Consider the following 14,839-nt stretch of genomic DNA (forward strand, 5'->3'; position numbering starts at 1 on the left):
AAAAATCTGCCAAGGCATTTTGATTTTTCTCTGCTATAGAACAAGGGCTTAGTGCGTTCTTCTAGTGAGATTGCGTGATGTTGCATCTCTGGAATTTTCTTAAATCTCCATCGCCGTGGTGTTGGTGGGTCATCCCTAATTTTCTGCAAAGTATTTTTTGAATCACAAGAGCTATATTGCATGAAGGGGTAGGGCAGTATTTCACATCCCTCCTTAGAAATTGATGAATAAATTGATAGTCTTCCCTTTGTCAGGGAGTGGCTGTCAGGGAGTGGCAATAGGGATCCTAAAATTCTTGCGCAGAAATTCTTTTTTTGCCAAGGGTTTGTGCTATATGTTGAATATCTCTGATATAAGTGGAAAATTTTTCCTAAGATCTTGTAGAAGTAAAGTTTATTTTTAAAATATTTAAGGTTCTGTACTAGAATTCTGCCAACCATATTTATGGTAATTTTTTTTATGAGGTGAATGATGAAGAAGGTATTTGGTGCTTTGATGTTGATGGGCATGTTGGTTGGTGCAGATTTCTCAAAGATGAGCAATGATGACTTGGCGAAAATGGCTGGTACAGTTGATGCTAAGGATTTTGCGGACTATCACATGGAGCTTCACAAAAGAATGCATGGTATGTCTAAAGACCAGATGAAGGATTTTGCTAAAGAAATCAGAGAATACAGAGAGAAAAACACAGACAACATGACATTAAAAGAGTATCGCGAGCAGAGAGAGAAAATCAAGGAGGCTCTTGAGCAGAAAGTGAAGGGCATGAGCAAAGAAGAGTGCAAAAAAAGCGGAATTTGTGAGCTTTATAGGCATGTTAAAAGAGAAATGAAAGATGGTTTTGTGCATGGTTGCGATATGAAACATGATAAAGATTCCAAAAAAGCAGACAAGAGGGTTAAAAAATCAGACAAGATGAGCAGTGTAGACAATAGTGTAGACAATACACAAAGACTGGCAAAAATGGATAAAACAGAAGAAATGCATAAAATGGAAAAAATGCACAAGTCAGAGAAGATGCATAAATCAGAGAAAAAGGACAAGTCAGAAAAAATGCACAAGTCGGAGAAAAAAGACAAGTAATCCATTAAAATCCAATAAGAAGGAGAGGATTCCTCTCCTTCTTTCTTTAGTATCCCCACTTCCTTAAACCTTTCAGAGAATTTTTAAGCTTTGATTTTTAGCATCCTTTAGATTTTTGAGATTATGTGGGTTTAGCACGGTCTCACCCCTTCGCAATTACTGAAGTCACGTTTTAAAAATGTCAATTCATGCAAAATGACCCGCATCTGCTCTTGATATTTTTCCATAAAATTCGCATGCGGAATTCAAGCTGCAAGGTTTCCATACATGCCCCACAATCCCATTGCCCCAATCCTGTGGCCTAGACCTTTGCATGGAATACTTGGCATGTTTGGAGCATCACTCCCTTGCTTGAAACTTGATACCCCAATCTTTGGTGTCTAAAATTTTTCTCTAGCTTCTGGGTAATAATTTCCTATTTCACGATCCTATCCTGCCTATAGAAACAACACAGCCAGCGCATTGCAGCTATGCTGAAAATCACTCGCATCTCCTGTGTTGTCTTTTTATTTTTCATGCAAGGAGATGAAAAATCCAACCATTTGGCTTTAAAAATCTAAAAGATTCAAAGCCAAATTAGCCCAATCAGGGGAAAATAAACCAAGTAGCAAGGTTTTATAACAACTCAAAAAGAGCAAGAAGCCCAGAGTTATCAAAAATGCTAAAAATTAGGACTTAGAGATGGGTGAGGATTTGGGTGAGGTCTTTAGTGTCGATGATGATGTTTGCATGGGGTTTTAGCACAGGCTTGGCGCAAAATGCAACGCGTGTCTTAGCATGCAAAAACATGCTGATGTCATTGGCACCATCGCCTACTACAAGTGTGTTTTGTCGCGAGATTCCAAAGGTTTGCTGCAGTTTTTGGAGCATCACTCCCTTGCTATCAGCAAACATCATGCTCCCGCCCACAAGCCCGCTGAGCTTGCCATCTTTGTGATGCAGGGTGTTGGCAAATGTCGCATCCATGCCAATTCTTTGGCGCAGTGGCTCTGTGGCGATGTCAAATCCTCCAGAAAAACAGATGCAAACATAGCCCAAGTTCTGTAGTGCTGGGATGATTTCTTTGGCCCCTGTGATAAGTGGAAGAGAGGAGCAGATCTCTAAAACTTGCGCATAATCTAGCCCCTGCAGCAACTTTGTGCGCAGCAGTAGGCTTTCAAAAAAATCCATCTCCCCTGCCATGGCCTTTTTGGTGATGGCGCTGATCTTTTCTTCTAATCCCATCTCTTTTCCAAGGATGCTAAGCGTCTCGCCGTCCATGAGTGTGGAGTCAAAATCAAAAATAGCAAGCTTCATTGTGCTGGGCCTAGGTAGATGTAGCTGGGTTTACCGATACCATCAGTTTGGCGGATTTCTTCTAGCACTTCATTTTGGATCGCTACATCTGTGCTAATCAGCATCAAGGATTCTCCATTTTTCCCCTGCGTGACGCTCATATGATTGATGTTGATCTGATGTTTGCTACCTAGGATCTCTGCGATTTTGGCAATCATTGCAGGCTTATTTTGGTGTGGGATGAGTAGCGTATGCTGCCCGATGCTAAAGGCTGTTTCATATTCATCTAGGCACAGGACTTTGGGAATATTTGCGACCATGCTCACACTGATGGAATGCTCGGCATTTTTGCCCTTGGCTTTGATGCTAAGGAGGCTTGGGAAATTGCAAGGGAGGCTTGATTGGATGATCATATGCGTGATGCCACTTTGCTTGGCAATGAGGGGTGCATTGACATAATTCACATCCTCAAAATGCGCACTCAATATGCCCTTGAGGATGGCTACCTCCAGGGATTCGAGATTTTTGCTAGCAAGCTCTCCTTGGGCAGTGATGGCGATGCTTTCGATCTTTTCTTGTAGGAGCTGGGCGATGAAAGCCCCGGCGTTTTGGGCGATTGGCATATAGTCTTTGATGGGCTCAAGCTTGTCGGCGCGCAGGGAGGGGATATTCACCGCAGATTGGGCTGTACCCCCGCTTAATACGGATTTGATTTGTCCGGCCACATCGATGGCGACATTGAGTTGAGCCTCCTCCGTGCTCGCGCCTAGATGCGGGGTTAGCACGGCTTTTGGACAACCGCGTAATGGGAAATTCTGTGTATCTGGTTCATTCTCAAAAACATCCAATGCAGCTCCACCAATATGACCTGCATCAATGCTCTCTCGCAGAGCAATTTCATCAATGATCCCCCCGCGGCTTGCATTGATGATGTAGGCCCCTTTTTTCATCAATGCTAGAGTATCCTTGTTGATCATATGAGTGGTTTCTTTGGTCTTTGGGACATGTAGCGTGAAATAATCACATTTTTTCAAAAAAGATTCTAGATCAGTGAAATACTCCCCGCCTTCTTGTTGTACGATGTCTTGACTGGCATAGGGATCAAACACGCAAAGTGACATACCCAGAGTCACTGCAACCCTTCCTACATGTTTGCCTATGCGCCCAAATCCCACGATCCCCAGGGTCTTGCCATAGAGCTCTCTGCCTACAAATTTGGAGCGCTCCCATTTGCCCTCTTGCACGGATGCATTGGCAAGGGGGATGTTTCTTGTGAGGGCAAAGATGAGCCCTAGGGTGTGCTCGGCTGCAGCAATTGTATTGCCATCAGGGGAGTTGGTGACAATGATTCCCTTTTGTGTGGCTGCCTCTATATCAATATTATCCACGCCCACCCCGGCGCGTCCGATGATTTTGAGTTTGCTGTGTTGGATCACTGCAGAGGTTACTTTTGTTTGTGAGCGCACCATGAGTGCATCGTAATTGGGAATGATTTTTATGAGCTCTTGCTCTTGCATCGTGGGTAAAAGATCTACGCGTGCCACATCACGTAAAATGCTCTCCACACAAGGATTGATTGAGTCTGTAACTAAAACTTTCATGAATTTTCCTTTAAGTATTTTTAAGGTTTTGGATGAGGGTTTTGACACCACTGCCTAGAGCAAAGGAATGGCCTAGCTTATAGAGTGTAGCCTCAAGTGCTGCAACTGCGCTAATGAGGTCACGCTCGCAAACATATCCCAAAGTGCCGATGCGAAAGATTTTATTTTCCAGCGCATTTTGTCCATTGGCAACCAATACATCAAAATCTTCTTTGAGGACCCTGCGAATGGAGGGTACATCAATGCCACTAGGTGGGAGGATGGATGTGATGGCAAAGCTGGCATTTTTATCCTCTTTGACAAATAACTCCAGCCCCATGGCGCGGATGGCCTGGCGCAAAGAGAGTGCAAAGCGCTTGTGTCTGGCGTTGATTTTTTCTATCCCTTCTTCTTTGAGGAGTTTGAGTGCTTCATGCAAACCAAAAACAAGATTGACTGCTGGGGTGTAGGGGGTGGTGTTTTTTTCTAGGGCTTTTTGATGAGCCAAAAAATCAAAATAAAAGCTAGGATAGAGGCATTTTTCTCTGGCCTCCATGGCTTTTTTGCTTGCAGAGAGAAATGCAAGTCCTGGGGGGAGCATGAAGCCCTTTTGTGATCCAGAGACAAGGATGTCAATACCCCATTCATCCATTTTGCAGGGCATGGCACACAGGCTTGTAATCCCATCAACAATGGCAAGTGCGCCAGATTTTTGGATGATTGCACATAGGCTTTTTACATCATTGGCAGCACCTGTGGAGGTCTCGCTATGTGTGAGGGTCACAGCCTTTGTGTCGGGGAATTTTTGGAGCATGGATTCAAGATCTTTTGGGTGAATTACCTCTCCTGGATCTGCTTGCAAGACTTCCACCATAGCACCGCGACTTTTGGCAATTTTGACCCAGCGCTCACCAAAATTTCCAATCACTAGGCACAGCACTCTATCCCCTGGGTTGAGGACATTCTCTAATGCCCCACACATCGCTCCTGTGCCGCTAGCAGCATAGACAAATACAGGATTTTTGGTCTGAAAAATCTCTTTAAGATCCAAAAATACTTCCCGTAGGATCTGGGAAAATTCTGGGCTTCTATGCCCGATGGGGTGCCTTGCGCTGGCTTGCAATACGCTTTGAGGTACGGGGGTGGGCCCAGGGATCATCAAAAAGGTTTTTTCTTTCATTTCTTGCTCCATTTTTTTTGAATTGATTTGCAACTAGGTGTTACAAAAAAAACTATATTAGCAAAAAAATTATCAAAACCTAAAGCGGACTCCTCCGTTGACCTCAGTGACTGTCGGGATGGCGCCAGATCCCAGGTGTGTGTTTAGCAGATTGATGAGCATGAAGATGTTGTTTGTGATTCGGATTTCTGTGGTGAAATCCAGTTCGTTTTGGCGGAAATGTCCTGCATTGTGGACAAAAGAAGTCGTCCCATAGATGAGGGAAAAGTTGAAGCGCTGCACTTTTACCTTGATGGCACCATAAAAAACATTGGCATCTTTTTGGGTTCGCACTGCCTTCCCTCCCCAGACAAAGAAGGGCGCAACCCTATCTCCTAGGCTCTCTAGACTCCCCCAGCCTGCTTTTTTTGCCGTGTGGATGTATCCTAGTGTGAGCTGTACAATCTCCTTGTAGCCTCCATACACATGCCCATCAATCTCATAGGCATTGGGAGCATTTTTACCATGTTCGATGCTATAAGTGCCCCCAATCTCCCCACCGAGGGAAAATTTTTCTGTGGCAAAGGAGCTGGTGGCGCGCAGTCCAAAGGCGGTGAAAATATTTGGAGCAAAGTAGCTATAGGCCTTAATTGTTAGCAAATCTTCAAGGGGTTCGTATTTCACACCTAGATTGGCAATGCCAAAGCCATTTTTTGGGTTGACTGCATAGAAATTGGTCATTTGGTGGTAATCAATTCGCCCATAGGTACGCGCCCAAAAGGCCTCCAAAAGCAATTTATTGATGGTTTTGTTGCGGATCCAGATGCCATCTGTGAGTGTGTTGATCCATTCATTTTTGATGGCGATGCGCCCGCCCTTGATGCTTGTATCTCCGTCAAAATATTCCAAGAAGCTCTCGCCAATAGAGGCTTGAGAGGTGCTGAAAAAATCCTTATTAGAATCCAGATTTCCAGTGGGGAGGTGGAGATTTTTGTGGAGATTGTAAAATGGCTGGGCTGCAGCAAAGCTAATTGAGGCGCGGATATTTTTATAAAATCCTGAGGTATAGCCTAGCCTGATATTGCCCAGTATATATCCCGTATTGCCCAAATACCCATAAGTGGCAAGCTGGGAGAGGGGGAAGATCATAGCTCTCCCAGAGCCTAATTTCTGCCAATCTGTATAAAAAATCAAATCCCCTTTTGTTACGCCATTTTTGAGTGCCTCATCGATGCTATCATAGCTCCATAAAAACCCCACACAGACACAAAGCAGCGCTAGCTTTTTCCTCACCCATACTCCTAAAACCAAAGATTATCCAACAATCTTGTATTGCCAACTTTTGCAGCAATGAGCACAAGCGAGCGTAATGGCAGGATTTCTGGGATTTCTTGCAAGTCATAATTCACTAGTGCGAGATAGTCTAGCTGCACATTTTGCAAGATTTTCTTGGCAGATTCTAGCAGGATGCGTGCATCGCTCACGCCATTTTTTACAAGTTTTTGGATTTGCTCTAGACTCCTTGGAATCTCTAGGGCATGGTTGCGCTCAGTACTAGAGAGATAGACATTTCTTGAGCTGAGTGCCAGGCCATCAGTATCGCGTAGTGTGGGGCAGGGGATGATTGTGATGGGGAGGAAGGTGTCTGCTACTAGGCGTTGTAAAATCAGCAATTGTTGCGCATCTTTTTGACCAAAATAAGCATGTGTGGGCTGTGCGAGATGGAAGAGTTTGAGTATGATTTGTAGCACCCCTGCAAAATGCCCCTCACGGATAAAACCCTCAAATACATAGCCCATGTTTTTGGGTGGATTGAGTGTGATTTCATCCCTATTGCTATAAATGCTTTCTGCTTTGGGAGCAAAAATCGCACTTACGCCTAATTCTTTACATAATGCACAATCCCTATCAAAACTGCGGGGATATTTCTCAAAATCTTCTCCAGGGCCAAATTGCGTGGGGTTGACAAAAATGCTTACAATGGTATGCGTATTTTGAGAGAGGGATTTTTGCATGAGGCTTTGATGCCCTGCATGCAGTGCTCCCATAGTGGGTACAAGTCCGATGTTAGATGTTAGATTTTTGCGGTATTCTTGCAATTCTTTCGGGGTTTTTAGGATTTGCATTCTTCAATTTCCTTATAGATGTTATTCACCACTTCTTGGGGATTTTGTGCTTTGTAGATAGGGCGGCCAATCACGATGAAGTTAGATCCTTGCTGGTGGGCATCTTTGATGCTTCCTACACGTTGCTGGTCATTGCTCTCTTCGCAAAAAGGACGGATTCCAGGAGTGAGTGTCAAGAAAGAATCTGAGGTATTTTGCTTGATAAGTTTGCTTTCAAAAACCGAACACACAACGCCATCCAACTTGCTTTCATGCGCCATTTTTCCAAGAGCAATGGCGCAGGTTTCTAGATCCCTTGCATAAACCTCCCTAAAACTCCTTGCATCAAAGCTTGTAAGCGCGGTCACTCCAAGGACTAGAGGGCGTTTGTCTAAGAGATTGAGTCGCTGCATGAGATTTTGCATCGCTATTGTGCCACTGCTTGCATGAATGGTGATCATGTCCACTCCGAGCTTTGCGCATTCCTCTGCCGCATCTGCCATGGTGTTGGGGATGTCATAGAGCTTGAGATCAAGAAAAATACGGAATTTCTCATTGATTTTTTTAATAGATTCCAAAAAAGCCACTCCATCGCGGATAAAGCTGCGCAGACCCACCTTCACCCAGAGATGGGGGAAATCTTTGAGTTCTTCTAAAAGTTTGAGGTTTTTTTGCCTAGATTCTAGATCTAGTGCTAGGCAGAGTTGCATTTTTTCTCCTTAATGTCGCTTTTTAAATCCGCTTGGTTTTTTTGATTTTTTCATTTTTTGCGCTCATCTTTGCACCCATGTAATCCACTCAAGAGGCCATCCAAAAGAAGAATCCCTGTTTTCTGGCCGGGATTGTAATTTTGATGGGGTGGCGTTTATTTTGGGGATGAAATGCCAAAATTTTACCAAAAAAATCAAAAATCCCCATCAAGCCTGTCTTAAAGGTTTTGAGAATTTTGCACATCTCCCACCAAACAAAAATCAGCCAAAATCCCATCAAAATCAGGGCAAAAACCACAAAAGCACGGCGATAAAATTCCGCCAAACAATGGCGAGAAAGCCCTGCTAAAATCCCTTCAAATTCCAAGCCTTGTCTTTCCAGTGTTATAATGGCGGAATTTTTTTCACAAAAGTTAAGGAATGTGATGAAGGAATTATTTGATGGAGCAGTAAAGTTTCAAGAAGATGATTTTATGCAATACAAAGAGTTGTATAAAAGTCTAGAAAAGCATCAAGACCCTCATACTCTATTTCTGACTTGTGTGGATTCTAGGGTGGTGCCAAACTTGATTACCAACACATTGCCTGGAGATTTATTTGTGATTCGCAATATGGGAAACATCGTGCCCCCATATCATGAAGGTTCCCATAGGAGAGAGGGATATCTTTCTACCACTTCTGCTATAGAATATGCGCTCAATGTATTAGATATCAAAAATATCATTATTTGCGGGCATAGCGATTGCGGGGCTTGTGCTGCGATCTATGAGGGGGAGGAAATGCTAAAGAGGGCTCCCTATGTCAAGAAATGGGTGGAGCTGCTTGAGCCAGTCAAAAAAAAGGTGCTCGCCTTCCATCCCAAAAGCAGAATCAAGCGCATGTGGCTTACGGAACAGATTAACATAGAGCAGCAATTAGAAAATCTCATGACCTATCCTTTCGTAGAAGAGAAATTTGATCGTGGGGAGCTGCGCATTTATGGTTGGTATTATATGATTGCTACAGGGGAAATTTTTAATTATAATATGATTACGAGGGAATTTAAAGCCATCAACAAGGAAAAGAAGTGAATCAAAAATTTCTATTATTGAGCGGATGCTGTGTGATTGAAAGTTATGAGAGTTTGGCACGCGTGGCAGAAGAGTTAAAGCCCTTAGCAAACCATCCAAAAATTGATTTTTATTTCAAATCTAGCTTTGATAAAGCCAATCGCACCAGTTTGGATAGTTTTCGGGGTCCAGGGCTAGAGGCAGGATTGGAAATGCTGGGTCAAATTAAAAAAGAATTTGGCTATAAAATTCTCACAGATATCCATGAGAGTCATCAAGCACAAGCCATTGCAAAGGTCGCTGATATCGTGCAGATTCCTGCATTTCTTTGTCGACAGACTGACCTCATCGTCGCAGTGGCCAAGACAGATTGCATCATCAATATCAAAAAGGGGCAATTTATGAATCCTAAGGATATGCAATATTCTGTGCTCAAAGCCATCAAGACGCGAGGGGGAAGTGTGGCGACCTATGAGGAAAGCACAAAGCATCGTGTGTGGCTGACAGAGAGGGGGAGCAGCTTTGGTTATGGAAATCTCGTTGTGGACATGCGCTCTTTGGTAATCATGCGTAATTTTGCTCCAGTGATTTTTGATGCAACCCATAGCGTGCAGATGCCAGGAGGTGCTGGGGGCAAAAGCACGGGGGATGTGAGCTTTGTGCCCTATCTTGCGCGCGCAGCAACAAGCGTGGGAATTGATGGGATTTTTGCAGAGACGCATTTTGATCCTAGCAGTGCACTAAGTGATGGGCCCAATATGATCCCCACCGCAAAAATGCCAGCTTTAATAGAAGAATTATTAAAAATCAAGGAGCTTGTCCAATGAATATCCTGGAAGGAAAGATTACCCTTAGCGGAGAGGAAAAAATCGCAATTATTGCCAGTCGTTTCAATCATATCATCACAGATCGCTTAATAGAAGGAGCAAAGGATAGTTTTTTGCGCCATGGCGGAGATGAAAGCAGGCTGGATTTAGTGCTAGTCCCTGGAGCATATGAGATCCCCTTTGTGCTAGATCGTCTGCTCTCTGGCGGTCATTATGATGGAATCTGCACGCTTGGTGCGATCATCCGAGGTTCCACTCCACATTTTGACTATGTGAGCGCAGAATCCACCAAGGGTATTGCAAACACCACGCTCAAGTATCAAACCCCTGTAACCTTTGGCGTTCTCACTACTGAAAATATTGAGCAGGCAATTGAACGCGCGGGAAGCAAGGTGGGAAATAAGGGATTTGAGGCCATGAGTGGACTCATTGAGCTTATTAGTCTTTATAGAGAGATAAAAAACAAAAGAGGATGATGTAATGGCGACAAGATCACAGGCAAGAGAGGCGGTTATTGGGTTCTTGTATGCCTATGACATCGGCAATCTTGAAATCAGAAAGATGGCAGTGGATATCTTAGAAGAGAAAAAAATCCGCAATAAACAACAAAGCTTTGCTCTGGATCTTTTTGATGGGATATTAAAAAATCTCGATTTATTAGATGAGCAAATCACTAGGCATCTCAAAGATTGGGAGTTTAAAAAGCTTGGTGGCATGGAGAGGGCGATTTTGCGACTAGGGGCTTATGAGATTTTGTGCTGTCAGATTGATAAGCCAATTGTGATTAATGAGGCCATAGAGCTGGCTAAAAGCTATGGCGAAGAGATGGCTCCCAAACTCATTAATGGAGTCCTAGATTCCTTAAAAAAATGAAAAAGTTCTTTGGTGTTTTGATTTTTTTTGGAGTTTTTCTCTCTTGTTTATGGGGCAATGAGTTTGAAGACACCTTAGAAAAATTGATTTTACTCAATCATCAAATCGCACTCCTTCAAGCCAATGGCAATTCCGATGGCATTGATGCTCTAGAGGAGCAAAAAACCTATGAATTAAAAAAAATGACACTAGAGCTCATTGCTTCCAAAGAGGATTTTTCGCAAAATTTGCAAGGGATTGCCGATGAGCAGGCAGATATCACAGAAAAAATCAAGCAAGACATTAGGCATAATGATGTGCAGGATATGGAGTTTCAAAGGCTCACTTACGCGACCTTGAACTTGCAAAAAATCATCCAAACCTTCGTCCTCAATCTGCAAAAAAACATCGGACTTTTCTCACAAGAAAGCGATGTAACCAAGATCATCCAATCCACAAAAAAAGAGCTCCAAAAGCAGCCCCATTTTTCCAACAAGGCATTGGCAAAGCAAAGTGCTGAATATGAAAAAATGCTTACTACCTATCAGGAGGTGATGGATTATTTTGCCAAGCACCCCCGCACTCTGCTACCTCAAAACGCCTTTATTAATATCGGGGTGGGTTGGGTATTGCAAAAAATTGCAACTTTTGTGCCAATTGGCGGATCTGATTTGCTTGTAGCAAAGGCTTTATTATCCTTTGTCACACTAGCTTTTTTGCTCGCATGCAGGAAATTTTTTGCCTATTTGATTTTTTCTTGCATCAATTTTTTTGCGCATTTTTCCAATGGCAATAATTCCCTGGGAGATAAGATTTGCAGAGACATCACCAAGCCCATCACCTATGCGCTTTTATTCATTAGCTTTGATGTGGCAGTGGGGATTTTGTATTATCCCAATGTATCTCCCCAAAAAATTCAAATGTGGTTTGGGGTTTCTTATATTTTTGTGGGTGTGTGGTTTTTTATCACGTTGCTCAAATCCTATGGTGTTGGGATCATGGGAAGCATCCTGCAAAAAAAAGATGGATTTCGAAAAGAAGCCATTAACATGATCTTAAAGGTCAGCTATTTTTTTATCTGCGTGATTGGCATTCTCATTACTTTGAAATACATGGGCTTTAATATTTCTACTATTATGGCGTCTTTGGGTATTGGAGGACTTGCTGTGGCATTGGCGCTCAAAGACATGCTTGCCAATTTTTTTGCCTCCATCATGCTGCTTTTTGAGAATTCTTTTTCTCAAGGAGATTGGGTGGTATGCAATGGCATTGAGGGGATGGTTGTGGAGATGGGGTTGCGCCGCACGACAATCAGGACATTTGATAATGCGCTCGTGCTTGTTCCAAATTCCACACTTGCTAATGCTGCCATCTTGAATTGGAATCGTCGAAAGGTGGGCCGCAGGATTAAGCTAAGTGTTGGGGTGACTTATGACTCCTCGATGGAAAAGATCCAAAAAACCATCAAAGACATCCATCAGATGCTTCTAGACCACCCCAATATCGCCAAAGACAATAAAGAAGATCTAAAAATTGATCATTATGAGCTTGCATTCAGGCAAAACATTGTGTCCATGCAGGATTTATTGGGCTATAAGGATGATTTATTTGTTGTGTTGGATACCTTTGATGATAGTTCGATTAATATCTTGGTGTATTGCTTTAGCAAAAGCGTGGTGTGGGGCGAGTTTTTGGATATCAAACAGGATGTGATGTTTAGGATTATGAAAATCGTTGAAGAAAATGGCTTGAGTTTTGCATTCCCTTCACAGAGTCTGTATATAGAAACATTACCCAAAAATGCTGCTATTTAATGCTTTATGCTAGAATACGCGGATTCATTGAGGTAGGCTGATGCTATATTTTTTGTACTCAGAACTTGGGATTAATTTCTTTCGCTACATCACCGCGCGCGCTGGGATTAGTTTCTTTTTGGCATTTTTCCTCTGTATTTTTTTGCTACCCCGTTTCATAGCCTGGGCAAAGAAACATAATGCTAGCCAACCCATTTCTGAATATGTACCAGCACATAAACAAAAGGGAAACACCCCTACGATGGGGGGGATTGTGTTTGTATTTAGTGCCATTATCGCAGCCCTCTTTAGCGCACGATTTAGCAATGTTTTTGTAGCACTTGGAGTTTTGGTGCTCTTTGGCTTTGCTTTGATTGGGGCTCGCGATGATTATGTCAAGATCGCTGCCAAAAATAATGCGGGCATGCGACCTAGAGTCAAGATGTTTTTCTTGCTGATTCTTTCTTTGTTTGTGGCATTTTATCTAAGCTATATCACGCATTTGGATTCGGGTTTGTATCTGCCCTTCATGAAGCACCCTCTACTAAATCTAAGTCAGATGCCCTGGTTGACCACTGCATTTTGGGTGCTTGTGTTTTTGGCCACCACCAACGCGGTGAATATCACTGATGGATTGGATGGACTTGCCACCGTGCCAAGCATTTGTGCTCTTTTCTCTCTTTCCATCTTTGTCTATATCACAGGAAATTTTGAACTGGCAAATTATCTTTTGTGGCCTAGGGTCACATATGCAGGTGAGCTCTTTGTCGTTTCCATGGCTTTGATTGGGGCGCTTTTTGGCTTTTTGTGGTATAACTGCCATCCCGCGCAAATTTTTATGGGTGATAGCGGGAGTTTGGCACTTGGAGGGTTTATCGCGTATATGGCCATCGTTTCTAATAATGAAATCTTGCTTATTTTGATTGGATCGGTGTTTGTGATTGAGACTTTTTCGGTGATTTTGCAAATTGGTAGTTATAAAATGCGGAATAAAAAAATCTTTTTGATGGCACCCATTCATCATCATTTTGAAAAGAAGGGCTGGGCAGAAAATAAGATTATCGTACGCTTTTGGATTATTGCCATTTTGAGTAACATTATCGCATTGATGAGCTTGAAGATTCGATGAAAAAGATTGCAATTTTTGGCTATGGCATCACGACAAAACCTCTGGTGGATTTGCTAAATTCCAAGGGGAAGACCTGTGCTATTTTTGATGATTTGAATTCTAGTAAGCATAGCGATGAAAAAAACAATCTCTTTTATCCTGTAAGTGCCTTTGATGCCAAAGAATATGAGCTTTGTATCACGAGTCCTGGAATCCCTCCCACACATTTTCTGATCCAAAATGCCACAAATCTCATCAGTGAATATGATTATTTTTTGGATTTTTTACAAGGAAGTGGGGTATGGATTAGTGGAACCAATGGCAAGACTACTACCACAGAAATGACAAGCTTTTTGCTAAGAGAGTATCATGCTAGGGCAGGGGGTAATATCGGCTACCCGCTTGCAAATCTAGCCCTAGAAAAAAGAAAAAAGCCAGAAATTTGGATTTTGGAGACCAGCTCCTTTATGCTGCATTACACAAAATTTGCTTATCCCCACATTTATGCCCTTCTGCCTTTGCACGAGGATCATATCTCTTGGCATGGGGGTTTTGCGCATTATGTCGATGACAAACTCAGTCCACTTATGCGTATGGGAGATGGGGATTTTGCACTCATCCCAAAAGAATTGCAGCATCACCCCCTCTGCCAAAACTCTAGGGCAAGGATTTATTTTTATGAGGATTCAAAGAGCCTTTTACAAGCCTTTGGCATCAAGAATGAGGGCAGCAAATTTAAGGGCCCTTTTTTATTGGATGCTGTGATGGCACTTTGCATCGCAAGGCTTCTTGGCAAAGAAAAGGATATGAGCGATCTTTGGGGCTATGAGATTGGCCCACATCGCATGCAGGAGTTTTGGGATAGAGAGGGAAATTTGTGGGTGGATGATAGCAAGGGAACCAATGTGGATGCCACGCTCGCAGCCCTGCTTTGCTACAAAGATCAAAAAATCCATCTTATTTTGGGAGGAGAGGACAAGGGTGCCAATCAAGAGAGCATATTTGCTTTCATCAAAGAGCATGGATTGGAAATTGTGCTTTATCTCATCGGCGCCAATGTAAAAAAACTTCAGGGGTTAGCTAGGGATTTTGGAGTGGAGTTTTTTGTTTGTGAGACTCTTGCTGTGGCAGTGGCTAAGGTTAAAAGAAGTTTGCAAAAAAATGAAGTGGCATTGCTTAGTCCTGCTGCAGCGAGTCTGGATCAATTTCGCTCCTACAAAGAGAGGGGCGAGTTATTCCAAAGACTTGCAAGGGAGGGGTGATGAGAAATCTTTGCGCAAACAGTGATTTGGGGTATT

General features: G+C 42.9%; 15 protein-coding genes. 9 read left to right on the forward strand and 6 right to left on the reverse strand.

Annotated elements, in window-relative coordinates; genetic code table 11:
* The first annotated feature begins 468 nt into the window (after positions 1–468).
* A complete protein-coding gene (locus tag DQN48_RS00885; protein WP_081441269.1) occupies positions 469–1,083 on the forward strand; it encodes a DUF1104 domain-containing protein in 615 nt (204 codons plus the stop codon).
* Positions 1,084–1,758: 675 nt separating this feature from the next.
* On the opposite strand, the gene serB is transcribed toward DQN48_RS00885, so the two are convergent.
* From serB to pyrF, 6 genes are all read right to left on the reverse strand, one after another.
* Positions 1,759–2,379, reverse strand: a complete 621-nt coding sequence (gene serB / locus DQN48_RS00890; RefSeq protein ID WP_013022511.1) for a phosphoserine phosphatase SerB — start codon at positions 2,377–2,379, stop codon at positions 1,759–1,761.
* Complete coding sequence (serA, locus tag DQN48_RS00895; RefSeq protein ID WP_013022512.1) at positions 2,376–3,959, reverse strand: phosphoglycerate dehydrogenase; 1,584 nt, start codon at positions 3,957–3,959, stop codon at positions 2,376–2,378. Before serA ends, serB begins: the two co-directional genes overlap by 4 nt.
* Before the next feature lie 10 nt (positions 3,960–3,969).
* Entirely contained in the window at positions 3,970–5,118 is a 1,149-nt protein-coding gene (locus DQN48_RS00900; RefSeq protein WP_013022513.1) for a pyridoxal-phosphate-dependent aminotransferase family protein, read from the reverse strand.
* Between the two features lie 72 nt (positions 5,119–5,190).
* Positions 5,191–6,390, reverse strand: coding sequence for an Opr family porin (locus DQN48_RS00905; protein WP_013022514.1), 1,200 nt, complete (start codon positions 6,388–6,390; stop codon positions 5,191–5,193).
* 8 nt (positions 6,391–6,398) lie between these two features.
* Positions 6,399–7,223: a pantoate--beta-alanine ligase gene (panC, locus tag DQN48_RS00910; RefSeq protein WP_013022515.1), complete on the reverse strand. Its 825-nt coding sequence runs from the start codon at positions 7,221–7,223 to the stop codon at positions 6,399–6,401.
* Positions 7,211–7,912, reverse strand: coding sequence for an orotidine-5'-phosphate decarboxylase (pyrF, locus tag DQN48_RS00915; protein WP_013022516.1), 702 nt, complete (start codon positions 7,910–7,912; stop codon positions 7,211–7,213). Before pyrF ends, panC begins: the two co-directional genes overlap by 13 nt.
* 148 nt (positions 7,913–8,060) lie before the next feature.
* On the opposite strand from pyrF, the gene DQN48_RS07575 reads away from it, so the two are divergent.
* The 8 genes from DQN48_RS07575 to murD all read left to right on the forward strand — a co-directional run bounded on the left by DQN48_RS07575 (position 8,061) and on the right by murD (position 14,803).
* On the forward strand, positions 8,061–8,261 hold the full coding sequence (locus DQN48_RS07575) for a hypothetical protein (RefSeq protein ID WP_145980423.1): 201 nt from the start codon (positions 8,061–8,063) through the stop codon (positions 8,259–8,261).
* 76 nt (positions 8,262–8,337) lie between these two features.
* Positions 8,338–8,982, forward strand: coding sequence for a carbonic anhydrase (locus DQN48_RS00925; protein ID WP_013022518.1), 645 nt, complete (start codon positions 8,338–8,340; stop codon positions 8,980–8,982).
* Entirely contained in the window at positions 8,979–9,788 is an 810-nt protein-coding gene (kdsA, locus tag DQN48_RS00930; RefSeq protein ID WP_013022519.1) for a 3-deoxy-8-phosphooctulonate synthase, read from the forward strand. Before DQN48_RS00925 ends, kdsA begins: the two co-directional genes overlap by 4 nt.
* The gene (gene ribH / locus DQN48_RS00935) at positions 9,785–10,264 is read left to right on the forward strand and encodes a 6,7-dimethyl-8-ribityllumazine synthase (protein ID WP_013022520.1); all 480 of its coding nucleotides are present in this window, start codon (positions 9,785–9,787) and stop codon (positions 10,262–10,264) included. Before kdsA ends, ribH begins: the two co-directional genes overlap by 4 nt.
* Positions 10,265–10,268: 4 nt before the next feature.
* Positions 10,269–10,661, forward strand: a complete 393-nt coding sequence (gene nusB / locus DQN48_RS00940; protein ID WP_013022521.1) for a transcription antitermination factor NusB — start codon at positions 10,269–10,271, stop codon at positions 10,659–10,661.
* Entirely contained in the window at positions 10,658–12,454 is a 1,797-nt protein-coding gene (locus tag DQN48_RS00945) for a mechanosensitive ion channel family protein (protein ID WP_013022522.1), read from the forward strand. Before nusB ends, DQN48_RS00945 begins: the two co-directional genes overlap by 4 nt.
* 40 nt (positions 12,455–12,494) lie before the next feature.
* Positions 12,495–13,562, forward strand: a complete 1,068-nt coding sequence (gene mraY / locus DQN48_RS00950; protein WP_013022523.1) for a phospho-N-acetylmuramoyl-pentapeptide-transferase — start codon at positions 12,495–12,497, stop codon at positions 13,560–13,562.
* The gene (gene murD, locus DQN48_RS00955; protein ID WP_013022524.1) at positions 13,559–14,803 is read left to right on the forward strand and encodes a UDP-N-acetylmuramoyl-L-alanine--D-glutamate ligase; all 1,245 of its coding nucleotides are present in this window, start codon (positions 13,559–13,561) and stop codon (positions 14,801–14,803) included. The genes mraY and murD overlap by 4 nt, the downstream gene beginning before the upstream one ends.
* Positions 14,804–14,839: the final 36 nt, after the last annotated feature.

It is taken from the genome of Helicobacter mustelae, assembly GCF_900476215.1.
In the GTDB taxonomy this organism is placed as follows: domain Bacteria; phylum Campylobacterota; class Campylobacteria; order Campylobacterales; family Helicobacteraceae; genus Helicobacter_H; species Helicobacter_H mustelae.